Source organism: Proteus mirabilis ATCC 29906, assembly GCF_000160755.1.
GTDB classification, from domain to species: Bacteria; Pseudomonadota; Gammaproteobacteria; order Enterobacterales; family Enterobacteriaceae; genus Proteus; species Proteus mirabilis.
In genome coordinates this window covers 1152208-1175436 of the sequence record NZ_GG668576.1, presented here as the reverse complement: position 1 = coordinate 1175436, position 23229 = coordinate 1152208, and the positions used below count along the sequence as shown (strand labels likewise).

22 protein-coding genes and 1 tRNA gene are annotated in these 23229 nt (G+C 36.9%); 13 read left to right on the top strand and 10 right to left on the bottom strand.

Annotated features, from left to right (window positions below; all coding sequences use genetic code 11):
* Nucleotides 1-83 precede the first annotated feature (83 nt).
* A complete protein-coding gene (gene fldB / locus HMPREF0693_RS05405) occupies nt 84-602 on the bottom strand; it encodes a flavodoxin FldB (RefSeq protein ID WP_004244033.1) in 519 nt (172 codons plus the stop codon).
* 107 nt (nt 603-709) lie between these two features.
* Between fldB and xerD the strand changes: the two genes are divergently transcribed.
* The 6 genes from xerD (at nt 710) to HMPREF0693_RS05375 (ending at nt 7167) form a co-directional block, all read left to right on the top strand.
* Nucleotides 710-1651, top strand: coding sequence for a site-specific tyrosine recombinase XerD (gene xerD, locus HMPREF0693_RS05400; protein ID WP_004244032.1), 942 nt, complete (start codon nt 710-712; stop codon nt 1649-1651).
* 33 nt (nt 1652-1684) lie between these two features.
* Entirely contained in the window at nt 1685-2392 is a 708-nt protein-coding gene (gene dsbC, locus HMPREF0693_RS05395; RefSeq protein WP_004244030.1) for a bifunctional protein-disulfide isomerase/oxidoreductase DsbC, read from the top strand.
* 9 nt (nt 2393-2401) lie between these two features.
* A complete protein-coding gene (gene recJ / locus HMPREF0693_RS05390) occupies nt 2402-4135 on the top strand; it encodes a single-stranded-DNA-specific exonuclease RecJ (protein ID WP_004244029.1) in 1734 nt (577 codons plus the stop codon).
* Nucleotides 4136-4306: 171 nt separating this feature from the next.
* Nucleotides 4307-5405, top strand: a protein-coding gene (prfB, locus tag HMPREF0693_RS05385) for a peptide chain release factor 2 (protein ID WP_096043105.1) whose coding sequence is annotated in 2 segments (ribosomal slippage) — nt 4307-4381 and nt 4383-5405 — 1098 coding nt in all. Because the reading frame shifts where the segments join, the coding sequence is not laid out codon by codon here.
* An 8-nt stretch (nt 5406-5413) separates the two neighbouring features.
* On the top strand, nt 5414-6928 hold the full coding sequence (lysS, locus tag HMPREF0693_RS05380; protein WP_004244024.1) for a lysine--tRNA ligase: 1515 nt from the start codon (nt 5414-5416) through the stop codon (nt 6926-6928).
* Between the two features lie 165 nt (nt 6929-7093).
* Nucleotides 7094-7167: transfer RNA gene (locus tag HMPREF0693_RS05375), tRNA-Gly, on the top strand.
* Between the two features lie 71 nt (nt 7168-7238).
* Here HMPREF0693_RS05375 and HMPREF0693_RS05370 read toward each other — a convergent pair.
* The 6 genes from HMPREF0693_RS05370 to HMPREF0693_RS05345 form a co-directional block, all read right to left on the bottom strand.
* Complete coding sequence (locus tag HMPREF0693_RS05370) at nt 7239-7598, bottom strand: DUF4156 domain-containing protein (RefSeq protein ID WP_017827173.1); 360 nt, start codon at nt 7596-7598, stop codon at nt 7239-7241.
* Between the two features lie 162 nt (nt 7599-7760).
* On the bottom strand, nt 7761-8309 hold the full coding sequence (locus HMPREF0693_RS05365) for an Ail/Lom family outer membrane beta-barrel protein (RefSeq protein WP_017827172.1): 549 nt from the start codon (nt 8307-8309) through the stop codon (nt 7761-7763).
* A 209-nt stretch (nt 8310-8518) separates the two neighbouring features.
* Nucleotides 8519-9001 carry a hypothetical protein gene (locus HMPREF0693_RS05360; protein WP_004244020.1) on the bottom strand — a complete coding sequence of 161 codons (483 nt, stop codon included), beginning with the start codon at nt 8999-9001 and terminating at the stop codon, nt 8519-8521.
* Nucleotides 8974-9714, bottom strand: a complete 741-nt coding sequence (locus HMPREF0693_RS05355; protein ID WP_004244019.1) for a winged helix-turn-helix domain-containing protein — start codon at nt 9712-9714, stop codon at nt 8974-8976. Before HMPREF0693_RS05355 ends, HMPREF0693_RS05360 begins: the two co-directional genes overlap by 28 nt.
* Before the next feature lie 225 nt (nt 9715-9939).
* Entirely contained in the window at nt 9940-10440 is a 501-nt protein-coding gene (locus HMPREF0693_RS05350) for a hypothetical protein (RefSeq protein WP_004244018.1), read from the bottom strand.
* Entirely contained in the window at nt 10413-11159 is a 747-nt protein-coding gene (locus HMPREF0693_RS05345; protein ID WP_004244017.1) for a winged helix-turn-helix domain-containing protein, read from the bottom strand. Before HMPREF0693_RS05345 ends, HMPREF0693_RS05350 begins: the two co-directional genes overlap by 28 nt.
* A 517-nt stretch (nt 11160-11676) precedes the next feature.
* Between HMPREF0693_RS05345 and HMPREF0693_RS05340 the strand changes: the two genes are divergently transcribed.
* The 5 genes from HMPREF0693_RS05340 to HMPREF0693_RS05320 are packed head-to-tail and all read left to right on the top strand — an operon-like array spanning nt 11677 to nt 17619.
* A complete protein-coding gene (locus HMPREF0693_RS05340) occupies nt 11677-12213 on the top strand; it encodes a fimbrial protein (RefSeq protein ID WP_004244016.1) in 537 nt (178 codons plus the stop codon).
* Between the two features lie 58 nt (nt 12214-12271).
* Entirely contained in the window at nt 12272-13030 is a 759-nt protein-coding gene (locus HMPREF0693_RS05335) for a fimbria/pilus periplasmic chaperone (RefSeq protein ID WP_017827170.1), read from the top strand.
* A complete protein-coding gene (locus tag HMPREF0693_RS05330) occupies nt 13014-15578 on the top strand; it encodes a fimbrial outer membrane usher protein (protein WP_004244014.1) in 2565 nt (854 codons plus the stop codon). The genes HMPREF0693_RS05335 and HMPREF0693_RS05330 overlap by 17 nt, the downstream gene beginning before the upstream one ends.
* Nucleotides 15579-15581: 3 nt before the next feature.
* Complete coding sequence (stbD, locus tag HMPREF0693_RS05325) at nt 15582-16925, top strand: fimbrial usher protein StbD (protein ID WP_004244012.1); 1344 nt, start codon at nt 15582-15584, stop codon at nt 16923-16925.
* Nucleotides 16891-17619 carry a fimbrial assembly chaperone gene (locus HMPREF0693_RS05320; RefSeq protein ID WP_004244011.1) on the top strand — a complete coding sequence of 243 codons (729 nt, stop codon included), beginning with the start codon at nt 16891-16893 and terminating at the stop codon, nt 17617-17619. Before stbD ends, HMPREF0693_RS05320 begins: the two co-directional genes overlap by 35 nt.
* Nucleotides 17620-17886: 267 nt before the next feature.
* Here the strand turns inward: HMPREF0693_RS05320 and HMPREF0693_RS05315 are convergent, their stop codons facing one another.
* From HMPREF0693_RS05315 to HMPREF0693_RS05305, 3 genes are all read right to left on the bottom strand, one after another.
* Complete coding sequence (locus HMPREF0693_RS05315) at nt 17887-18096, bottom strand: sigma-S stabilization anti-adapter protein IraP (RefSeq protein ID WP_004244007.1); 210 nt, start codon at nt 18094-18096, stop codon at nt 17887-17889.
* A gap of 307 nt (nt 18097-18403) precedes the next feature.
* A complete protein-coding gene (locus HMPREF0693_RS05310) occupies nt 18404-18613 on the bottom strand; it encodes a hypothetical protein (RefSeq protein ID WP_004244005.1) in 210 nt (69 codons plus the stop codon).
* A 501-nt stretch (nt 18614-19114) separates the two neighbouring features.
* Nucleotides 19115-19663, bottom strand: a complete 549-nt coding sequence (locus HMPREF0693_RS05305) for an NADPH-dependent FMN reductase (RefSeq protein ID WP_004244004.1) — start codon at nt 19661-19663, stop codon at nt 19115-19117.
* A gap of 462 nt (nt 19664-20125) precedes the next feature.
* On the opposite strand from HMPREF0693_RS05305, the gene HMPREF0693_RS05300 reads away from it, so the two are divergent.
* Both HMPREF0693_RS05300 and HMPREF0693_RS05295 read left to right on the top strand, forming a co-directional pair.
* A complete protein-coding gene (locus HMPREF0693_RS05300) occupies nt 20126-20578 on the top strand; it encodes an outer membrane protein assembly factor BamD (protein WP_004244003.1) in 453 nt (150 codons plus the stop codon).
* Nucleotides 20579-20583: 5 nt separating this feature from the next.
* Nucleotides 20584-23199, top strand: a complete 2616-nt coding sequence (locus HMPREF0693_RS05295) for a sugar transporter (RefSeq protein WP_004244002.1) — start codon at nt 20584-20586, stop codon at nt 23197-23199.
* Nucleotides 23200-23229: the final 30 nt, after the last annotated feature.

Sequence of the window (23229 nt, the reverse complement as noted above, 5' to 3'; positions counted from 1 at the left end):
AACCGTTAGAATGCTTACTGATTGACTAAGGTTAAAAGTGTTACCTTGCGGTAGATAACCTGAAGCAATAGATTGATTGCGATTTACAAGTTTTCTTCTATTTCTCGTAAAATTTGCATACACCACTGTGATAAACGTTCATCACTTTCTTCAAATTGATTCACCTCATCTAATGCGAGCCCGACAAAATGTTTACCATCATCAGTAAGTGGTTTAGGACTGGTAAATTCATACCCTTCAATAGGCCAAAAACCGATAAATTTAACACCACTTGGCAGTAAATGGTGGTAGAGCATACCTAATGCATCTAAAAACCATTCACCATAATCAATTTGATCACCCATTCCATACATAGCAACGAGTTTATCTTTGAGATCTAATGTTGGTAGCGTTTCCCAAATTGCGAGCCAATCTTCTTGGATCTCACCAAAGTCCCAGGTTGGAATACCTAAAATAAGAATGTCATACTCTTGCATCAGAGTAATATCGCACTCTTGAACATTATGAAGATCAATAAACTCTTCACCGAGAATGTCACGAATTTTCTCTGCCGCCATTTCGGTATAACAGGTGCTGGAACCGTAAAATAGACCAATTTTCATAAAGATTTTTAGGATATTTTTGCTAATAAAGGTCACTATTGTACCAGAAAACTTTTTCTATGAGGCATAATGTACAAGTAACAACGTAAAGAAGAGAGAGTAAACCCGTGACCCAGACCAAGTTATCGACACAAACGACAACAGATAATAACCAAGAAGATAATGACGTTATCATAGAACAATTTCTCGATAGTATTTGGCTAGAGCAAGGGTTATCTGCGAATACACTCAGCGCTTATCGTTTAGATTTGCAGGCGTTAAGCCAGTGGCTGGTCACACAAAAACTCAATTGGTTATCGGTGACGACGTTAGATTTACACGCTTTTCTTGCCACTCGTTTGGATGAGGGCTATAAAGCAACCAGTGCGGCACGACTGTTAAGTACCTTACGTCGGTTTTTCCAATATCTTTATCGTGAGAAATTACGCCAAGATGATCCCAGCGCTTTGCTTTCTACACCTAAATTACCCAAACGTTTACCCAAAGACTTAAGTGAACAGCAAGTAGAAAATTTACTTAGTGCTCCTTGTATTGATGAGCCAATAGAATTACGCGACAAAGCGATGCTTGAGGTTCTTTATGCCTGTGGATTACGGGTTTCTGAGCTAGTAGGATTGTCTTTATCTGATATTAGCTTACGGCAAGGGGTGTTACGTGTGATAGGTAAGGGCGATAAAGAACGATTAGTTCCTTTAGGTGAAGAAGCTATTTACTGGTTAGAACAATATCTGCAATATGGTAGACCAGCCCTTATGCAAGGGAAAACCGATGATATTGTGTTTCCAAGCTTAAGAGGCCAAAAAATGACGCGACAAACATTTTGGCATCGTATAAAACATTACGCGGTGATCGCCGGAATTGATTCAGAGAAATTATCACCCCATGTGTTGCGGCATGCCTTTGCAACACATCTATTAAATCATGGAGCAGACTTGCGTGTTGTACAGATGTTATTGGGGCACAGTGACCTCTCTACAACACAGATTTATACCCATGTTGCTACAGAGCGCTTAAAAGTGCTTCATCAGCAACATCACCCAAGGGGATAACCGGCGAATGGCTGGTGTTAAATAGGAATTCAAATGAAAAAGAAATTACTCTGGTTACCCATTTTATTCAGTATGGTGTCAATGCCAGTGTTTGCAGATAACGCTGCTATTAAAGCGCAACTGGCAAAAATGCAGATAAAAGCAGAGAGCATTCAACCGACACCGATAGTGGGGTTAAATGCAGTGCTTTCTGATAAAGGCATTTTTTATATTACTGATGATGGGAAATACCTTACAGCAGGGCCGATTTATAATATTAATGGTGAGGAGCCTGTTAGTATCGCTAATCAAGTGATCATGAAAAAAATTGATTCACTGAAAAATGAAATGATTGTTTATAAGGCTGCTAATGAAAAATATGTGATCACTGTTTTTACCGATATTAGTTGTCCTTATTGCCAAAAATTGCATCAAGAAGTACCAGAGCTAAATAAACAAGGTGTCACGGTACGTTATTTGGCATTTCCTCGTAACGGGGTGAAAAATAATGTGGTCAGTCAACAGATGAATGCCGTATGGTGTAGCGGTTTTCCTAAAAAATCACTCGATAGTGCGTTTAAAGGTGACAAAATTATTGCGATTGATGACTGTAAAAAAATTAATATCAATGAGCACTTTAAACTTGGCACTATGATGGGCATTCAAGGTACGCCTGCGATTGTATTACCTGATGCGAGTATTTATGGCGGATATATATCGGCGACTAATCTACTTGAATTATTAAATAAAAAAGAGAAGTGATAGCGTTTTATGGTTACTATTGAACCGACATTACGTCGGCGTGTGGCGAAAGCAACAGCATTGCCAGAAAGCCTCGATCCCTTATTACGGCAAATTTATGCCAATCGAGGTATTACCTCTGAAACTCAGCTCGAGCGCTCGTTAAAGGGCTTATTGCATTATCAAGATTTAAACGGTATTGATGTTGCTATCTCTTTATTAGTTGAGGCATTAAAGCTGCAATCGCGGATCGTTATTGTAGGGGATTTTGATGCCGACGGGGCAACCAGTACAGCTCTTGCTATTAAAGCGTTACGGCAAATGGGATTTCAGCAAGTAAGTTACCATATTCCTAATCGTTTTGATGATGGTTATGGACTTAGCCCTCAAGTGGTTCATGATGTGGCGAAGAAAGGCGTAGATCTGATTATTACGGTTGATAATGGGATCTCCTCTTTTGAAGGTGTTGATGTTGCTCATGAATATGGTATCCGTGTATTGGTTACTGATCACCATTTGCCGGGTCACTCCCTTCCTCAAGCTGATGCAATTATCAATCCTAATTTAGCGGATTGTGCCTTTTTGTCGAAATCATTAGCGGGTGTCGGTGTCACTTTCTATTTAATGACCGCATTAAGAGCTGAATTAGAAAAACAAGGTTGGTTTACAGCACAGGGATTAGCTCGCCCCAATATGGCCGATTACCTTGATTTAGTCGCATTAGGCACGGTTGCTGATGTGGTTCCTCTTGATGAAAATAATCGTATTTTTGTTTATGAGGGATTACGCCGTATTCGTGCAGGACGTTGCTGTGCAGGGATCAAAGCCTTGACGGAAGTTTCACGTAAAACGTTATCACAATTAGTCAGCAGTGACTTAGGTTTTGCATTAGGGCCAAGACTTAATGCGGCAGGGCGTCTTGATGATATGTCTGTTGGCGTTGCTTTACTGTTAACTAATGATATTGGTGTCGCCCGTGAAATTGCCAATGAACTGGATGGATTAAATCAGACTCGTCGTGAAATAGAAGCGGGAATGCAAGAAGAAGCATCGACAATCTTTCGCCAATTTATTACTACCCAAGATGACTTACCGAATGGATTAGCTATTTATCATCCACAGTGGCATCAAGGTGTGGTTGGCATTCTCGCTTCACGAATTAAAGAAAAACTACATCGCCCAGTGATTGCTTTTGCCCCAAGCGGTGATGGTTTACTAAAAGGCTCAGGACGCTCTATTCATGGTGTACACTTGCGAGATGCATTAGAACGTTTGAATACATTAAATCCGGGATTAATGGTGAAGTTTGGTGGCCATGCGATGGCGGCAGGACTATCACTGGAAGAAGATAAATTTCCACTTTTTCAGCGTCACTTTTCGGCACTTATGGCGGAATTAGTTTCTGCTGAACAATTACAAGGCGTGATTTTAACAGACGGCGAGTTAAGCGACAGTCAGTTATCTTTACCTATTGCGGAAATGTTAAGAGAAGCAGGGCCTTGGGGACAAGCCTTTCCTGAGCCACTTTTCGATGGCAAATTCACCTTACTACAGCAACGTATTGTGGGAAGCAAACATTTAAAAATGATGCTTCAACCGATAAATAGCCATGTAATGATTGATGCTATTGCATTTAATGTTGATGTTAATATATGGCCGGATAACAGTATTAAAACGGTTGAGCTTGCTTACCGATTAGACGTCAATGAATTTAGAGGACAGCGCAATGCACAACTGCTGGTGGAGCATATTTGGCCTTGTTAATCGCGATAGATAAGTCATTTTATGGTTGTATTGAGTAGCGCGCTGTTATGAGCACAATAATCCGATAGACAATTGTATATAAATGCTATAAACCCGCGCTGAGATCCGTTACAATATGCGGTTCAAAATTTATTCCAATTGTTTTTAAAAACAACGTTAAGACGAAAAAGTATGTTTGAAATCAATCCAGTAAAACACCAAATAGAAGAAGTCGCTGAGCGGACTCAAGTCCTCAGGGGGTATCTTTGACTATGATGCCAAGAAAGAGCGTTTAGAAGAAGTCAACGCAGAATTAGAGCAACCTGACGTGTGGAATGAGCCTGAAAAGGCGCAGGCGTTAGGAAAAGAACGCTCATCTCTTGAAGCTATTGTAGAAACAATCGACCAACTCGAACAAGGACTAGAAGATGTTTCTGGTTTACTTGACCTTGCTGTTGAAGCCGATGATGAAGAAACATTTAACGAAGCAGTTGCTGAGTTAGAAGGATTAAACAAAAAGCTTGAGCAATTAGAGTTCCGTCGTATGTTCTCTGGTGAATATGACAGTGCTGATTGCTATCTTGATTTACAAGCAGGCTCTGGCGGTACAGAAGCACAAGATTGGGCAAGTATGCTAATGCGTATGTACTTACGTTGGGCTGAATCTAGAGGCTTTAAAACAGAAATTATTGAAGAGTCTGACGGTGATGTTGCAGGTTTAAAATCAGCAACAATCAAAATCATAGGAGAATATGCCTATGGTTGGCTACGTACAGAAACCGGGGTTCACCGTTTAGTGCGTAAAAGCCCATTTGACTCCGGCGGACGTCGCCATACTTCATTTAGCTCTGCTTTTGTTTACCCTGAAGTTGATGACAATATTGATATTGAAATCAACCCAGCCGATCTGCGTATCGACGTTTACCGCGCATCAGGCGCTGGTGGTCAGCACGTTAATAAAACAGAATCTGCGGTACGTATTACCCACGTTCCTACAGGGCTTGTCACACAATGCCAAAATGATCGCTCTCAACATAAGAACAAAGATCAGGCAATGAAACAGATGAAAGCGAAGTTGTATGAACTGGAAATGCAAAAGAAAAATGCAGATAAGCAAGTGATGGAAGATAATAAGTCAGATATTGGCTGGGGTAGCCAAATCCGCTCTTATGTTCTAGATGATTCACGAATTAAAGATTTACGCACTGGTGTGGAAACGCGTAATACACAAGCAGTGTTAGATGGTGATCTCGATAAATTTATTGAAGCTAGCTTAAAAGCGGGCCTGTGAGGAAAAACATGTCGCAACAGCAACAAGGTGCGGAGCAGGCACCTGATTTAAATAACGAACTGCAAACTCGCCGCGAAAAATTATCAGCTTTACGTGATAATGGTAACGCATTCCCAAATGATTTCCGCAGAGATGCCATGTCTGACGAATTACATCAAAAATATGATGCAATGAGTGCAGAAGAGTTAGACGCTGCTAATGTGGAAGTTGCTATTGCAGGTCGTATGATGACTCGCCGTATTATGGGGAAAGCATCTTTCGCTACATTGCAAGACATGGGCGGCCGTATCCAGCTTTATGTCTCTCGTGATGATCTGCCTGAAGGCGTTTATAACGAGCAGTTTAAAAAATGGGATCTCGGTGATATTTTAGGTGGCCGTGGCCGTGTATTTAAAACCAAAACAGGCGAACTGAGTATTCATTGTACTGAGTTACGTTTACTGACTAAAGCACTACGTCCGTTACCTGATAAATTCCACGGTCTAGCTGACCAAGAGACACGTTATCGTCAGCGTTATTTAGACCTGATCTCTAATGAAAATTCACGTAATACTTTTAAGATCCGCTCGAAAATCATGTCTGCTATTCGCCAATTTATGGTGAATAAAGGCTTTATGGAAGTAGAAACACCGATGATGCAAACTATCCCAGGTGGAGCAAGTGCACGTCCGTTTATCACTCACCATAACGCGCTAGATATTGATATGTATCTACGTATTGCACCTGAATTATATTTAAAACGTTTAGTTGTTGGTGGGTTTGATCGCGTTTTTGAAATCAACCGTAACTTCCGTAATGAAGGTGTATCACCACGTCATAACCCTGAGTTCACAATGATGGAACTCTATATGGCTTATGCTGATTATCGTGATCTTATCGAATTGACAGAAGAGTTATTCCGTACATTAACTCAAGATGTATTAGGTTCGACTATCGTCAAATATGGTGATGAAGAGTTTGATTTCGGTAAACCGTTTGAAAAACTGACCATGAAAGAAGCTATTTGCAAATATCGTCCAGAAACCAATATGGCTGATCTAGATGATATGGATAAAGCCGTTGCTATTGCTCAATCTATTGGTATTAAGATTGAAAAGAGTTGGGGGTTAGGCCGTGTTCAATGTGAAATTTTTGAAGAAGTAGCTGAAAGCCATTTGATCCAGCCAACTTTTATCATTGAATATCCAGCAGAAGTTTCACCACTGGCTCGTCGTAATGATGATAATCCATTTATTACCGATCGCTTTGAGTTCTTTATTGGTGGTCGTGAAATCGGTAATGGTTTCTCTGAGCTTAATGATGCGCAAGATCAAGCGGAGCGTTTTGAAGAGCAAGTGCGTCAAAAAGAAGCGGGTGACGATGAAGCCATGTTCTTTGATCATGACTATATCACTGCATTAGAGCATGGGTTACCACCTACAGCAGGTTTAGGTATTGGTATTGACCGTATGGTAATGCTATTTACCAATAGTCATACTATTCGTGATGTTATTTTATTCCCAGCGATGCGTCCGGGAAAATAATTATCGAATCACGATAAATACGCTATATAGAAAAAAGCCATCGCAAGATGGCTTTTTTATATTTAAATTTCAAATAGTTATACCCTGTATTGTCTATTTGATAACCATTTAAATAGGCAGGGGATTGCCGTTAAAATTTGCTGGAGTATAATCAGAAAATCTACTGCGGGCGTAGTTCAATGGTAGAACGAGAGCTTCCCAAGCTCTATACGAGGGTTCGATTCCCTTCGCCCGCTCCATCTATTTACTCAACTCTATCAATCCTGATCAATGAGTTTGATCATGTATCTAAAGCTACATAAGACGACTATTATTGTGGACAGTGATATACAGCACCACTTAATGTAACGTTGGTTTGTTGACTTGAGCCACTTCCACGGTAAGCGCTTCCCGTTTGTCCTGCCCGTTGAGTTAATAATACAACCACATTTCCCCCCATTTTCCATGCTTTATTTTTTAGATCATTGCGGGCGCCTGTTTCTAGGTTGCTATTTGATGTCCAGCCACCAGTGAAGAAGTTTCCCTGACTTCCTGTGACATCACCTAAATATCGGCAAGATGCATTTGGCTCATTGTGTGTAATACGTACCATTTGTGCACCTGAGTGAAGTGAGTTGGCACTGCATGCGGTTAATAGTAATGTGGTAATAAAAATAAAGATCTTGTTCATATGATTTTCCTGAAAATCAAAAAATACAAGGCTAGTCCTTTCTATATTTGAAAGACTCATATATTGTTAATGTGTTAATAAAAGAGCTCGTTATTTATAGGGTATAGCCAGTAATATCATTGTGAGAATCATCGTTGACTCAATTTATCGAGATAATCGGGCTTAAAAACGATAGCCAATACCCATGCCAAAAGTATTTGTATTTGCAAAATCGAACTTACTTGCTTCCCAAGAAAAATCGAGTGAAAGGTTAGTAAATGGCTCCATAATAAAACCTGCACCATAGGCAAATGAAGTTTCTGATTCACTAGCTCGCTCTTTATGTTTTATTTTCATCGCCGCTCCACCAATATTGCCATATAAGCTCAGAAAATTATTAACACGATAAGTGGGACCCATCATAAAGGATCCATATCTTACGGTATCATTATTCTCTTTATGTAATTTTCCATCTTCCCAGCGATAGTTGGTTATATCGCGGGTTGTTACTGTATAAGAGGCCAATAATCCCCAATTGGCATTAGATACTGCGCTAGACTCATAACGGAGCCTTACACTTAATCCCCGAAGGTCGTTACTGGCAGAGTTTTTTAATGCTCCCATATGGGTTTGAGCATAGCCGAGTGATACCGTGGTATTTTTTGTCGCAAACGCAAATGGCGTGGCGAATAATAGTGCTGACAGCATGAATAACGACAATATACGCTGCATTTAAAAACCCCTTGTTAGTAGAAAAATGACTATATCTATGGCAAATCGTAATAAGACATAATTGCGCCAACTATATAACCAGAAATGGTGAGTGAAAGTTATGAAATTAGTCTTACAGATTTTTTACTAACATTTTCAGAAAATTTAATATGCAGTTATTAAGATTGTAAGTGGTATATCAATCTTTATTTTTCAAATAATTAATAGAACTATTGTGCAGTACAAACATTATAAATTTGCTTATTTAATGAATATAAATAAGTATTATTCCCTACTTTTGTGATCCGTATTTCATTCGCTGCACCTGAGTGTAGTAGCCTAAAATGAGATAAAAAATCGCCCGCTGTATCAGTGGCAAAAATTTTCACTGAGTCAACATCGAAAGTATAAACACCCGGTTGTGGAGTATGTAGGTTATTAATGTAGATATCTCGATAGAGTACTTTTTTCACCTGTTCATTTGTGATGATGTCATACTGCAAAGTGATTCTTTTCTTTTTAAAATCAAGAACGATACTACCACTTACATTAAAATTCTTAGGTTGAATATTCGTTACTGTTTTGGCTGTGCATAAAAAGGAATCAGGATTAGGTTGGCGTTGGCGTTGTATTAATAAAATCAGTAACACAATAGCCACCGCTAAAATAAGCAATGTGCTTCCTCTCAGTATATTTCTTTTATAGTTATGCATTTGGGCTCCTCAACATTCAGCTGATTAAGACACTGAACAAAAATATTCGTATTAGGAACACGAATATAATAAATAAAATTACCATTTTGCTTATACACTTGGCTACTGAGTTCCGTATAAGCTTCTACGGCATTTTCTAAAGTACGATTATCTTTGGTGACACCATAAAATTGATAACTATTGTAGGTTCCAAGTGGAGAAAAATAGTCGGTATTCTGCTTGTTAAATAGAAATAGTAAGCTCACAAGGAACAGGATAGCACAAACTAAAAAAAACCATTCTTTACGCAGAGAAACTCGCCGAGGTATGAGTTTTGTTACCACAGGTAGTTCTATAATTGGTTCATGTGTATCATTCAACGGAGCTTCTGTTGAATAAGGGGAGTCAATTTCATCAGGAAGTTTTTCAATAGTGACAGAAAGCGTCACACCTACTTTAGGGCGAGTTAAAATAGCGGATGCCGAAAGACCTATTTTTTCAAATGAACCTCGTAATTGATTAAGTAATTTATAATAACTGGCATTAGAAACAACGACACCTTTACGTCCCCATACCCAATCAATTAAATCCTCTTTTTTAAAGAGTCCCTCATGAAAAGCACATAACAAATTACACTCAGATTCAGAAATTTTAATACTTTCATGATCGTGTGATAGTGTCATTCTATCGATATCAAGAATGACCTTATTATCAATTAAATACTTATTACTCATTACTTATACGGCCTTCTGTTAAGATATCATCATCGGACTCAGCCATAATAATCGCTGTGTTGAATATGGCTATATTAAAAGATCACAATATAACTATCATTATTTTTAATCAGTCATATTTGAAGCGAAAAATAAACAAGAGCATCATAATTCTCCTAGCATCTCATTAATCTTCCAAAGGGGATATGGTTGCCATCAAAATCACCTTATATCGTTTTATAAAAACTACAATTTTTCTCTTCCTCCTGTTGTACAGAAATTATATATCTGCCTATTAAGTGAAAAAAGATAGGTGTTTTGACCTATTTTATTTATCGTCAGCTCGTTAATGGTTGTTGGTTGTAAAAGGCGTAACCAAGCAAACATTTCTCCTGTAGTATCTGAATCAAATTTATGCACTGACTTAACGGCGAAAGTATAATTTTGCACTCCTGTACGGCTAAGAGGACTGATAATGATATCTTGAAAAAATAGCTGTTGCTCCTGTTGGTTATGTTGAACGGTATAGTGGATAGCGATTCGATTCGATTGTAAATCAAGAACCAATGTCCCTTTCATTATAAGATGTTTAGGTTTTATATAGATAGTTGATTTTGCTGTACAAATAAGATTTTGTATTTCCAGCGTATCACGTTTATAGCTGCCTAATACCCAAATTACTAGCGCGATACATCCACATAACAAAAGACATAGGATGATTAATAACGTTCTTTTATTGTCATGCATTTAGGTACCGCCGATTCAACAGGATTCAAACATTGTAAAAAAAGATCCATATTTGGCTCTCGGATATAATAAAGATAGTGCCCATTTGCGCGACATATTGGTAGTGTCAGACTATCGTATGCTGCAACCACTTCTTCAAATGCCACTTTATCTGTAGTCATTTTATAAAAATGATAACTATCATAGTGACCAAGGAGCTGGAAGTGACTATGGTATCTATGTGATTCATGACCATGCACTATCAGTAACGCTATCGTAGACAGTAGAATTAGGATACTCCCCAAAATAATCAATAATTTTTTTCTGGGGATTATGCTATTGCTAGAAATTATTTTTGGTTGTTGATCCCTTGTATTCTCTAACTCTTTACTGCTTTCGTATGGTGTAGTTTCTTCCGTTACTATTGGCTCTAGTGTTACCGTTAGTGAGATACCAATTCTTGGACGAGTCACTATGTCATCTGCATTTAAACCTATAAGGGTAAAATTATTACGTATCTGATTAATAAGTTTGTAATAACTCGATTCAGAAACACAACCTGCACGGTTTTTCCAAACAAAATTAATAATATCTTCTTTCTTATATATCCCCTGATAGAAAGCAAGTAATAAATTAGATTCTGATTCCGAGATCTTAATAATTTTATTATTGTTAGCTAATATCATTTTATTGCTGTCAAATATTACTTTTTCATCAATTAAGAATTTTTTCTCATCCATAGTAAGCCTGAATTTAAATTCATCTAATACTACTATCTAGTTTTGTGCGTAGAACACTATATTAACATGGATAAAAGCAATATATTCACATTATTAACATCTCTCATATTAGGATAAAGGGCATGGATATGATTTTATAAGGTGTATTAAGATATTTATTTATTAATTATCAATGCGTTATTCTTGTTTTGGGCTATTTTTTTACCTTTATTCTAACTTCTGAAATTTAACTTAATTAGTGAGTAAGAAAAAATTAAGAGTTATTCAGATGTGTTGTAAGCACTTTTATAAAGTTGTTTCTTAATCTTAGCTTAAGATTAATGTGACAAATTAATTTATTTATAGGGAAAGTTGCGATTAATGTATCAACATATAAACATTAAGGCACCCTCTGTATATAAATATAACGAGAAAATAATGTCATATAAAATGAATAAATATATCTACTTTATCTGTTTTCTTATAGAGAGAAGTAATATTAATTAAAAATAAATATCAATAAAGGAAATATACGAATATGTTAAAAAAAACAACACTAGCTTTATTTGTTGCAACGTTCTTTCTTTCTACTAATGCATTGGCGTTATCTGATAATACTATTACTTTTCAGGGGGAAGTTTCTGATGAAACTTGTTCTGTCTCAATTAATGGTAATCAGGCAAAACCTGTGGTTATTTTACCGACTGTTAGTGCCAAGGAGCTAAAAGATAGTGGAGATACCGCAGGACAGGTAACATTTGATATTGGTCTTTCTGGTTGTACAGGTAATACAGATAAACCCACTAAAATATCGACAGTTTTTGTCGGTAATCAAGTTACCAGCAATGGCAACCTTGGCAATACGGGAAACGCTACCAATGTGGAAATTCAACTTCTGGATACTGCTCAGAAAGTTATCAATTTAACTGGTGGTTTTAAAGGTGAGGGAGATCTGCAATTAAAGCCAGGAGAAACGCAAGCCAGCGCAACTTACACTGCACAATACTATGCTACAGGTGCCGCATCAGCGGGTACTGTTGAAGCAACTCTACAATATGCGGTTTCTTATCTGTAACACCGTTATTCGGCCCGATATCACTTGTCGGGCTTTTAATCATCATGGAGTTATTAAGATGAAAAAGGATGCTACTTGCGTTGCAATTCGTTATCTCGTTACGCTAATGCTATTTATTTTTCCCATGACTATATCATGGGCCAGTGTGACTATTATTGGTAGTCGTATTATTTATCCATCAACCGCTCCTTCAGTTGATGTGCAACTAAAAAATAACGATGCATTCCCTTATATTGTGCAAACTTGGTTTGATGATGGCGATATTGATCTTAAACCAGAAAACGCGAGTACTATTCCTTTTATCTCCACCCCACCAGTGTTTCGTATTTTACCGAAATCAGGGCAGATAGTACGCATTGTTTATGGAGCTAATAAATCTTTACCACAAGATCGTGAGTCTTTATTTTGGTTTAATGCGTTACAAGTTCCTCCAGCCAATATAGGCGGGGAAAAACAAAATAAAGTCCTGGTGATGTTACGCACTCGTATTAAACTCTTTTACCGACCAGAACAGATCGGCTCACCAGATAATCTAGTCAAAAAACTCCATGTAACTATGTTTCGTGATACTAAAAAAGGGATTGGCATCACCGTTGATAACCCTAATCCATGGTTTGCATCAATGAGTAACTTAAGCGTTACATTAAATGGTACGACGCATCAACTTGATATTGAAATGATATCCCCTTTTTCTCACCATACTTTTTGGTTACCTCGCAAGCTTAATCTCAAATCACTACGAGGTACTGTTACCGTGACACTCATTAATGATCAAGGTGCAAGGATAAGTGAGCATTATCATGTTAACGAAGGTTAAATTTCACTATAAAAATATGGCCTTTATGATAGCGATTTGCTTTACCTGTCAGGCGGCGGAGGAAGAGTACTATTTTGATCCCACTCTTTTACAAGGTTCTGCTTATAGCAAAAGCATTGCCAGTATTAATGGAGGTGAAATATTGGCAGGTGAGTACATTGTGGATGTTTTTGTGAATGATACTCTCATAAAATCAAGCCTGAAAATTATTTTCAAATCCATTAATAATGGAAAACAAGTGGAACCGTGTTTACCTTTATCTTTAATGCAAGAAGCACAAGTTAAATCGCTATCAGATAAGGCGGTAGATCATGGTAAAAGTTGTCGTTCTCTTAGGCAATGGGTATCACAAGGGGAATGGCATTTTGATCGAGCTACTTTACAATTACGACTTAGCATCCCAATGAATGAATTAATTCATCGGCCACGGGGCTATATATCTCCCTCACAATGGGATAGTGGTGTACTAGCTCTTTTTTTACGTCACAATACCAATTGGACTTATACTGAAAATACAGACCAGCACTTGCACTCACAATATTTATGGAGTGGCATCAATGTTGGTAGCAATTTTGGATTATGGCAGGTGCGGCATCAAGGAAATCTACGCCATACCGATAGTCATAATCAGGGTAGCGACTGGTATTACACGAGTGTTCGTACATGGTTGCAACGGCCAATTTCTGCGATTAACAGTATCATGACACTAGGAGATAATTACACAGATCCTAGTCTATTTGGTAGCTTATTGTTTAGTGGCATAAAGTTCGCAACTGATGAACGTATGTGGCCACAAGGTAAACGTGGCTATGCACCAGAGGTGCATGGTGTAGCGGCTAGCAGTGCTCAAGTCGTGATTAAGCAGTTGGGAAAAGTAATTTATGAAACTCACGTTCCACCAGGTCCATTCTATATTGATGATCTTTATAACACAAAGAATCAAGGGGATTTACAGGTTGAGGTAATTGAAGCTAACGGAAAAATTTCACATTTTATTGTTCCTTATTCATCGGTTCCTGATTCGGTACGTCCTGGTAATTGGCACTACTCTTTTTCTTTGGGGAAGGTGAAGCAATATAAGCATGTTGATAACCGTTTTTTTGAAGGTACTGCTCAGTTTGGTATTAATAACAACCTCACCATTAATCTTGGATCGCGATTAGCCAAAGATTATTACGCCTGGTTGGGGGGCGCAGTATGGGCAACTCGCCTTGGCGCTATTGGCATGAATGCAACTTTGTCTCATGCGCGTATACAGCATAATGATCGCAAACAAGGTTGGCGTGCAGAGTTAAGTTATAGTAAAACGTTTTCTTCAGGGACTAACTTAGTTTTAGCCGCTTACCGCTATTCAACGGATGGTTTTCGTGATTTACAAGATGTACTTGGTGTACGTCGCCAACTGAAAACGGGTATTGATTACTATTCCGATATTCTTCACCAAAAAAATCGTCTTTCTGCAACAATCAGCCAGCCATTAGGCCAGTTCGGTACTGTTAATCTTAGTGCCAGTACCGCTGATTATTACCATAATCAATCGCGGATCACTCAGTTACAAATAGGTTATAGCAACCAGTGGCGAAAGTTAAGCTACGGTCTTAACCTTGCAAGACAGCGTACTACTCAGGATTATGGTGATCATTTTTATCACCATATTGATGAATTGCAAGATCAAAGCCAAAAGCAAAAATATACTGAAACAATACTATCATTGACTCTTTCTATTCCATTTGATTGGAAAGACAACCGTACTTCGGCAGCAATAAATTATAGTCAATCACGAAACAGTCAATCTTCAACGCTATCTATTACCGGCTCTAGTGGAGAGCAAAGTGATTTTTCTTGGTCATTATATGGTGGTTATGATCATCATCGTTATGGTAAGGAACATTTATCAACAAACTTTGGTGCTGGCTTTCAACAAAATACTCGCTTGGGAACACTGAGAGCAGGTTTTGATCAGGGTAAAAATTATCGTCAATTATCCCTAGGTACGTCAGGAACCTTAGTTTTGCATTCTGGTGGGATAACTTTAGGCCCTTACACTAGTGATACCTTTGCCTTAATTCATGCTGATGGGGCGCAAGGTGCTGTTGTACAAAATGGGCAAGGAGCCGTCATCGATCATTTTGGTTATGCCATTTTGCCCACTTTATCACCATACCGTCGCAATAATATCTCCCTTGATACCCGCCATATGAACCGTGATACCGAATTGTCAGGGGGAAGCCAGCAAGTTGTTCCATATTCCGGTGCAATAGCTAAAGTCAATTTTGCAACAATTACAGGTAAGGCGGTACTAATAGCCGTGAAAAAGAAAGATGGCAGTATACCGCCAATGGGCGCTGAAGTGCTCAGTGATGAAGGGGCGGTAATAGGAATGGTCGGACAAGGAGGGCAAGTTTATGCCCGAATTAACCATAATTCAGGAAGACTACTTATTCGTTGGGGAAAAAGTGTTAATCAATATTGTCGAGTTCCTTACCAGATTGATTTACATTCATCTAAAAAGGTGATTTATCTAACGACAATTTGTGAGGATAAATAAGCCATGTTGTATTTTCACCGAATGTTACTATTAGTCATTTGTTTTATTAGTCTGCTCTTTAGCGTTGGAAGCAAAGCGGTATGTATTAAGGTAACAGATAATAGTTTTCTATCCGATAGTGCAATTAAGGCAGGCTATACTGCTCGTAACTGGTATGGTGCCTTTGATGATAATATTGGGCATTTAGGCTTACCATCTGTTATTAGTGTGAGTACCAGTAATAAGTTTCAACCTGCTGGTACTGTACTAGCGAGCTCTATTGCTAATTTTCTTACATCAGCAACTCGAACACCATATAGTGCGAAACAGATCCTTTTTCGTTGTGAGCTAAAGGATGCAGGGCAACTTTATGAATTGTATTCCACCAATGGTGATAACATATTTGTGGGAGGGCGTCCGGCGAAAGAATTGGAAGGAGCCTATTATGATGTAGAACGTAATGTCGCTGTACGTATGACTAATCTTAGTACAGGAGAGTATTATAGTCGTTATTGGAAACAGCGCCAACTTACGGCAGATAGTTGGTTTCAAGATGATCACGCGATTTATATTCCTGCTAGCGCATTTAGCAATATATTGTATGAGATGATAAAAATCTCAGCCTCAGATCAGTTTATTTATGCGGGTAGAATTAATAAAGATACTTATAACCAACCTCGAGGTTATATTGCTTTTAAAGGGCCTGGCTTAGATACTTTTGCTATCCAAGAAGGAGATGATCATGCCAATAAATATTTGGGATGGCCATATGTATGGCCGGGCGCATGGGGAACTTATAATCAAGTTACTTATATTCGAGGTGCAACTTGTACAATAGAGGATTATCCCTCAATAGTTATCTTGCCTCAAATTACTGTTAGGGCACTCTCTTCAGGGCAAAGCAGTCAAGCAACATTTAGTCTTACACTTAATTGCGAATCAGGAGCAATGTCTTCAACTCACCCTACAACTAATATTGCGAATGTAGCAATGGGCTTTTTAGTTAATCAACCTACGGCGGTTGCGGCCGCCCGTCGTTTAGGTCTAACAACATCTGGTGGTGGATTAACATGGCTATTGGATACACATTATGGTGAAAAAGGCGTTGCTTCTGGGGTTGGGATCAAAATCTATGATAAACAAGGTGCTGCAATTAATTTGCTACCGGACAGGATGGTGACGGGAAGTGGAAGTACTCGAGGGTGGTATGCGTATAAAGATCTTACTACGTTTTCTGGTACAAAAGAAAATGGTTCTATAGAAACTTGGCATGGTGATTTTACTGCTTCTTTAGAAGCTCTTAGTGGACAAACCGTAACCGTGGGGAGTGTTAATGCACAATTACAAGCCGTGGTTAGTTTTCAATAAGCTAGTTATATTACTATTTCTATCAATTGGTATTGTCATATCATCATTTGCTGCGATTAATGTTGATCGAACTCGGATAGTTTTTGCAGCAAATGATATAAACCAATCACTAACACTTGCAAATGATAGTGCGATACCTATGTTGGTACAGGTTTGGTCCGATATTGGTGATATTCACTCTTCACCAGATACGAACAGAACACCACTTATTATATTACCACCTATCTTTAAAATGGCTCCTGGTGAGTTGAGGTCACTTCGTTTAGTGCTTAGTTCTCGTGATAATTTACCCACCGATAGAGAAAGTGTATTTTGGCTTAACCTTTATCAGATACCACCAGAAAACCTCGCAACACAAGATGTGTCACGAAAATTAATTTTACCACTACGTTTGCGATTAAAAGTTTTTATTCGCCCCGCAGGATTAAAAGTACCGACAGAAAAGGATGAACAGCGTCTACATTTTAGTGCTACCTCACATGGTGTGATGATAACAAACCCCACACCGTGGTATATGAGTCTAGTGATCATGACTAGCATTGATAAGCGTAGACAGCATAATATTATGCTGGCGCCCTATGAAAAAAACTATCTTGATTTACCACAATCCGTTGTTGAAGGAACTAAGATAGATTATGCCGTGATCAATGATTCAGGAAATTGGCGAGTGTATTCAACAACTTTAACAAACTGATCAATGGGAGAGAATGGGTAGAGAATATCTAAAAAAATAATATACTAGATTTAATATTTTAACTGTATGTAATTTATTAATAAATTTAATAATTCTTTGTGTTGTTGTTTTTTTATAACATGGCAAATAATAGCTATATATTATAACTCAATCAATCATTGATGATGTCATATTAAAATAACTCAGCATTTATAGATATAAAGCTAAAAATAATGAATAACAATATAAATAGTTATAGCTATTTACTGATAGTGATGTAAATCACAACTATTTTTGGAGTATCTTTTTTATGTATTGTTCGGTTTTTTCTATTATGTCTTGGTATTGTGGATGTTCAGCATAAGCATTTCTAATGGTTTTGTTTATATCATATATAACAGATTCCTTTTGTTTATTTGTTAATGTAAGTAATAGTGATTTTAAAATCACTTTTAATGCCGCAACTTCATGTTCTATGTTAACTAATTTTTTTTCCATATATTCTTCCGAGGAACTATTACGATAGCAATGCGATAATTTTGCATATTAATTAATTATTTAAGTAAATCCAAGTAAAAAATGTATTAGTACAGAAAGAACGCTTTTACAAATGCGCTTTATCTAAAGTGATCTATTTTATTAACTTAATCACTGGAGGATAAAGATAGAGTGTAAGAGGTTATATTTGACTTAAGTAATAGAAAAGAGTGAACGTTATTTTAGTAAAAAGAAGAGCATAGGATGCAATATTGTGCATCCTATGATGTTAAATTGGTGGGGAAACCATTAAAATCATATAATGAGTTTATGCTTGGATAAGTTTTTTCACATATTGCTCAGTAAGATTTATAACTTCATTGTGATGTGGATATCTGCTTGAAGTATCTTCAATAACTAAAGATATATTGCCTAACATATCGCGTCGTTGCTTATCATTTAATGCACAAAGTAGAGATTTAGTGACTATTTTTAAAGCAGCGAGCTCGCATTCGATTTCTCTTAAGTTGTTATCCATGATTTACCTGTCAGTATCTAATGGATTATTAATATAAGTAATTTTTTTATATATCACAATTATAGAAAGAGATTATTGAGAGATATAACGCACAATATGTTTAATAGGCGCAAGATGTGTGAAATGAGTGATAATAATTATTCCCCCTTGTTTTGGTAACTAAAGTAATATCTAATTTATTAGTTTTTATGAGCTAGATAGAAAGAATAACAATAATGATTTTATTGATTGGTTTTTAAATTGTGCTAACTAATAGACTAAAAATACCATACCACTTACTATTTTAAATAGATTATTAAATGTCATTTTTATACATGAGCTACTTGCTATAATAAAGTTAGTTATTATTAGGAGGTACTATTTAAATATTGATAATTAATAGTTAATTATATTTTTATTGATTGGTTAGCAAGTTAGTTTTACTTTTCCTCTCTTTAAAATAAAACAGAGTGTAATTATTATAAACCACACTCTGTGAAATCTATTTAGGACTATTTTAAGCTATTTTTGATTATGCTTTACAAAGTTAATATAGCTATTAACCCAGTTTTGCATAAAACCTGCTGTTTTTTCAGAAAACTGACCGTTTTCTACCATTCCATCATACCATTTTAAAAAACATTCTGGTTGATTTAAGGTTGGCATATTTAAAAATGCTAATGAATTACGCAGGTGCTGTTGTGCAATAGCAGTACTAATATTACCGATTGAAACACCGATGATACCAGCAGGAATACTATCCCATGCATTAGTACCATAAGGGCGAGAGGCTTGATCTAACGCATTTTTTAGCACACCAGGGATTGAGCGGTTGTATTCAGGTGTCACGAAGATAATGCCTTGGCATTGCTTAATTTGTTGCTTAAACTCGACAACGGCTTCAGGTGTTTTGTCGTCATCATCTTGGTTGTAGAGAGGAAGAGTACCGATATCAAGGAACTGAAAAGTAAATTCTTGAGGAAATAGCGAGGTTAATGCTTTTGCTGTTTGTTTATTATAGGAATCTTTTCTTAAGCTTCCGACTACAACACCAATGTTAAAATGACTCATCTTAACTCTCCTATATTGAAGGATAACAATGAATATCAATTACTATTTTGATATTCATATTTTGATTTTATCCTGATAATAGAAAACAGCAACAAAATAAAAGTAATTATAACACATTAAAAGAGTATTATTTTACACCTTATAAAGGTAATTAAATGATAAAATTAGATGTTATTATTTTTCTGATTATCTGCTATTATCTTCATTGTGTAGAAATAACTGCTTCTAACACGACAACATTTTTCCAATTAAAAATACCGATACTCATTTAATGATGATTTTAATGTGACGGATGCAATGTTGTAAGAAAAAATAATGAAATGAAAGGATAGGAGCCGTTATTGTCATTTATGCGCTAGGTTATTGACTTAGTACGCAATAGACAATAGAAAATTATAATAAGATAGCTTAAAATGCGATACTACATACGCTCTTATTTAGACTGATCGGAATTAAGGAAAAATGATGTCCTTATTGAAAAATAAAAACAATGTTTTAGCTCTGTCTATGGCAGTTACTGTTCTCACACTATCGGGATGTAGCATTTTATCTGGTGATAGCCAACCTGTGGAGGTGGTGCCAACACAGGTGCAATCCACGGTAACTTCACCTGCTGATAATAATTATCAACAGATGAACGTAGGGGAGCAAAAACTGGCATCACAAACAGCATGTATCAAGCAACTTGATTCTTTAAAAACATTTTCACCAGCAGAGTATAAATCTATGGTGGATGAATTTAAGGAAATCAGTGAAATTAATGCGTTATACCGTAGTGTTGAAAATACCGCCAGTAAAGATAGCTTAGCATTATTAAAAATGAGTATCGAATCTAAGACCGAAGTACTATGTGCTAAAGTGCGCTATCTTTCGGTTATGTCTGTGAATTCGACACTGAAGAAATTAGGTGAATAATTACTATGAAATTAAAGCAGAGTGCTTGTCTCGCTTTTATGATGTTTCCGGCGCTGTCTTTTGCTAATAATGAGTTTAATTTTGTCATTGAAGATTTTGACCGTTATTTAGAAGCACAACAGCCCGTTGATATTAAGCCTGAACCCTCTGCAACAATTTCATCTTCATCTACTCCCGATCAGCGTAGTGGAACGGTGCGTTCCACTGTGACATTAAAGGAAAAGCCACCACAAAAACCACAACAAAAAATTCAGCCTAAACAGCCTGTTGTACGGAATGAACATCAAACCGTGGTACGCAATGAGCATCGGCCAGTAGTGGCGACTCCCTCTGTACCTCAGGTGACTTTGTCTGAACAATGCTCTGTGGTATCTACAAATACCAACAAAATAAACAGTGATTACACTCATTATTTAACACCACTGCTTTCATTTGTACCGATTAAACCGCAATTTACCCCTGAGGACTTGAATCGGTATTATCAAAGTAAATCCGTGGTCTATAATCCTCTAATGCTTTATACGCGTAAGCGTTATCCAGGGCAGCCATATCAGTCTACTGATAATACTTTATTAGATTTCATTCCAAATACAGTGTATTCAGTGACTGAAATACCTTTTCATTTTTTATATCAATTTAAACGTTCTTTGCTTGACCATAAGCAACCTCTCTTTAATAAAGAGCTATTAAATCGTTTAGCAAATACTCGCGAAAAATATCAACGTCTGTATCAGAAATTTACTGAACAAACCGCGTTATTAACTGAAAGTTTAACTAAACTGCAAACCGCAGAAGAAAAAGTTCAACAATTAACAGCGGAATTGGCAAAAACGCAAGATAAACTGGCTGTAGCGAATAATTTACTTAATGATGATAGCCTAAAACAGTCTGTGGCTAAGTTACAAAATGAATTAGCACAGTCTAAAAAAGAGCAGGATACGTTGCTTGCACAATTAGCTGAAAAAGATCAGTTGCTGTTTGATGCGACAGAAAAAAATAAAGTATTAACTAAACAGCAAGAAGATTTTGATATTCAGGCACAAAAATTAAATCAATTGACTACCCATGTTGCTCAACTTGAGCAACAAAAACAGCAGCTACAATCACAATATGGGCAGGCTCAACGGTTATTAACAAATAACAGTGCTAAAAAAGAGATTGAGGTACTACAAAATTCTTTAACTAATTTATCAGCAGTGCGCCAATCTTTAGAAAATCAATTAGCTAAAAACAAAGCCTCTTTTGAAGCTACTCTAGCTAAGAATAATCAGTTAATTGATACCCAACGCCAACAGATAGCTCAACTTAACGATCACATAAAAAAAATAAACCAAGAGCAACAACAGTTAAATCATTCGTTAGTGACTCTTCAACAACAAAAAGCACAAGCAGATGATCAATTAACACAGATCCCAGCGTTGAAGCTTGAGTTACAAAATAAGGTTAATGAATTAGCTGAGCTGAAAAAAAGTTTATCTACGGGCGAGAAAGCTTTTGATGCTTTGATTTCAGAAAAAAATGGTGTAATCGCTAAATTAGAGAAAGCTCAGGCAGATCTCGCCAATAAGTATCAAGCATTGGATACCCAATTTAAAGAGAACAATACCACCATTGGGCAACTTAAAGAGAGCAAAATAGCGAACGATAACGCTTATGCTCAATTAGAGAAACAACTAGCAGAAAAACAATCGCTTACTGATAAATTAACGACACAATTAACACAAGCTAAAGATCAGTTAGCAAAACAAAATTCTGAAAGTAACCAACTAATTGCTTCATTAAAACAGCAGCAAGTAGAATCGACGGCTCAATTTAAGCAACAAGAAAGTGTTTTAGCGAATTCTCAAAAAGAGTTTAATGAAGTCTCTAAGCAGCTTGAAGCTCAGCGTGCGCTAACGAAAACACTTGAAGAAAAAGAATTAAAATTAAGTGAGCAACTAAAAGAAAAAGAGAGTGAAATTAAAAAAATAAATAGCGAAAATGCGAATGCTCAAAAAGAGTTTAATGAAGTCTCTAAGCAGCTTGAAGCTCAGCGTACGCTAACGAAGACTCTTGAAGAAAAAGAATTAAAATTAAGTGAGCAATTAAAAGAAAAAGAGAGTGAAATTAAAAAAATAAATAGCGAAAGTGCGAGTGTTCAAAAAGAGAATAAAACATTAAAACAGCAATTGGATAAAGCTATGGGAGAAGGGCAGATTATTGCAAGTCAGCTTGCATATGCCTATTCAATTATCGGTAAAGATAATGCCCAACGAAATAAATCAATTCTGTCGGAAATACAAAAACAGAACTATGTGCAATACGATGATAACACTTACTTTAAAATCCTAAAACAAGGGAAACCTGTGGATTCAATTGCAGGTAAAACAGTTGTTTTCGCTATGCATGAACAATTAACCGATGGTACAGTAACACTTAATTATGACAAAGCTAAGCCGTTAATTTTACCATACCGCCAACTTCCACTGCCTCTTAATACTTTTGTTGCTAAAGCAGGCTTAAATGGCAAAGCTAAAATTTATATTAAACCTGATGGAGGGTATGGGAAAGATGGTATCCCAGGGCAAGTACCTCCAGAATCGATGTCTATAGTGACAATTGAAATTTTAGCTATCAAATAGCATCCTTTAATAAATTACCGTTGTCAGCTC

Bases quoted from the DNA above. Each gene is read 5' to 3' on its own strand.
- stbD (WP_004244012.1), top strand. From the start codon at position 15,582: ATGTTGTATTTTCACCGAATGTTACTATTAGTCATTTGTTTTATTAGT.
- HMPREF0693_RS05310 (WP_004244005.1), bottom strand. From the start codon at position 18,613: ATGGATAACAACTTAAGAGAAATCGAATGCGAGCTCGCTGCTTTAAAA.
- HMPREF0693_RS05345 (WP_004244017.1), bottom strand. From the start codon at position 11,159: ATGGATGAGAAAAAATTCTTAATTGATGAAAAAGTAATATTTGACAGC.
- lysS (WP_004244024.1), top strand. From the start codon at position 5,414: ATGTCGCAACAGCAACAAGGTGCGGAGCAGGCACCTGATTTAAATAAC.
- HMPREF0693_RS05350 (WP_004244018.1), bottom strand. From the start codon at position 10,440: ATGCATGACAATAAAAGAACGTTATTAATCATCCTATGTCTTTTGTTA.
- fldB (WP_004244033.1), bottom strand. From the start codon at position 602: ATGAAAATTGGTCTATTTTACGGTTCCAGCACCTGTTATACCGAAATG.
- HMPREF0693_RS05365 (WP_017827172.1), bottom strand. From the start codon at position 8,309: ATGCAGCGTATATTGTCGTTATTCATGCTGTCAGCACTATTATTCGCC.
- HMPREF0693_RS05360 (WP_004244020.1), bottom strand. From the start codon at position 9,001: ATGCATAACTATAAAAGAAATATACTGAGAGGAAGCACATTGCTTATT.
- HMPREF0693_RS05300 (WP_004244003.1), top strand. From the start codon at position 20,126: ATGATGTCCTTATTGAAAAATAAAAACAATGTTTTAGCTCTGTCTATG.
- HMPREF0693_RS05340 (WP_004244016.1), top strand. From the start codon at position 11,677: ATGTTAAAAAAAACAACACTAGCTTTATTTGTTGCAACGTTCTTTCTT.
- HMPREF0693_RS05330 (WP_004244014.1), top strand. From the start codon at position 13,014: ATGTTAACGAAGGTTAAATTTCACTATAAAAATATGGCCTTTATGATA.
- dsbC (WP_004244030.1), top strand. From the start codon at position 1,685: ATGAAAAAGAAATTACTCTGGTTACCCATTTTATTCAGTATGGTGTCA.
- HMPREF0693_RS05295 (WP_004244002.1), top strand. From the start codon at position 20,584: ATGAAATTAAAGCAGAGTGCTTGTCTCGCTTTTATGATGTTTCCGGCG.
- HMPREF0693_RS05370 (WP_017827173.1), bottom strand. From the start codon at position 7,598: ATGAACAAGATCTTTATTTTTATTACCACATTACTATTAACCGCATGC.
- HMPREF0693_RS05320 (WP_004244011.1), top strand. From the start codon at position 16,891: ATGCACAATTACAAGCCGTGGTTAGTTTTCAATAAGCTAGTTATATTA.
- HMPREF0693_RS05335 (WP_017827170.1), top strand. From the start codon at position 12,272: ATGAAAAAGGATGCTACTTGCGTTGCAATTCGTTATCTCGTTACGCTA.
- recJ (WP_004244029.1), top strand. From the start codon at position 2,402: ATGGTTACTATTGAACCGACATTACGTCGGCGTGTGGCGAAAGCAACA.
- HMPREF0693_RS05315 (WP_004244007.1), bottom strand. From the start codon at position 18,096: ATGGAAAAAAAATTAGTTAACATAGAACATGAAGTTGCGGCATTAAAA.
- HMPREF0693_RS05305 (WP_004244004.1), bottom strand. From the start codon at position 19,663: ATGAGTCATTTTAACATTGGTGTTGTAGTCGGAAGCTTAAGAAAAGAT.
- HMPREF0693_RS05355 (WP_004244019.1), bottom strand. From the start codon at position 9,714: ATGAGTAATAAGTATTTAATTGATAATAAGGTCATTCTTGATATCGAT.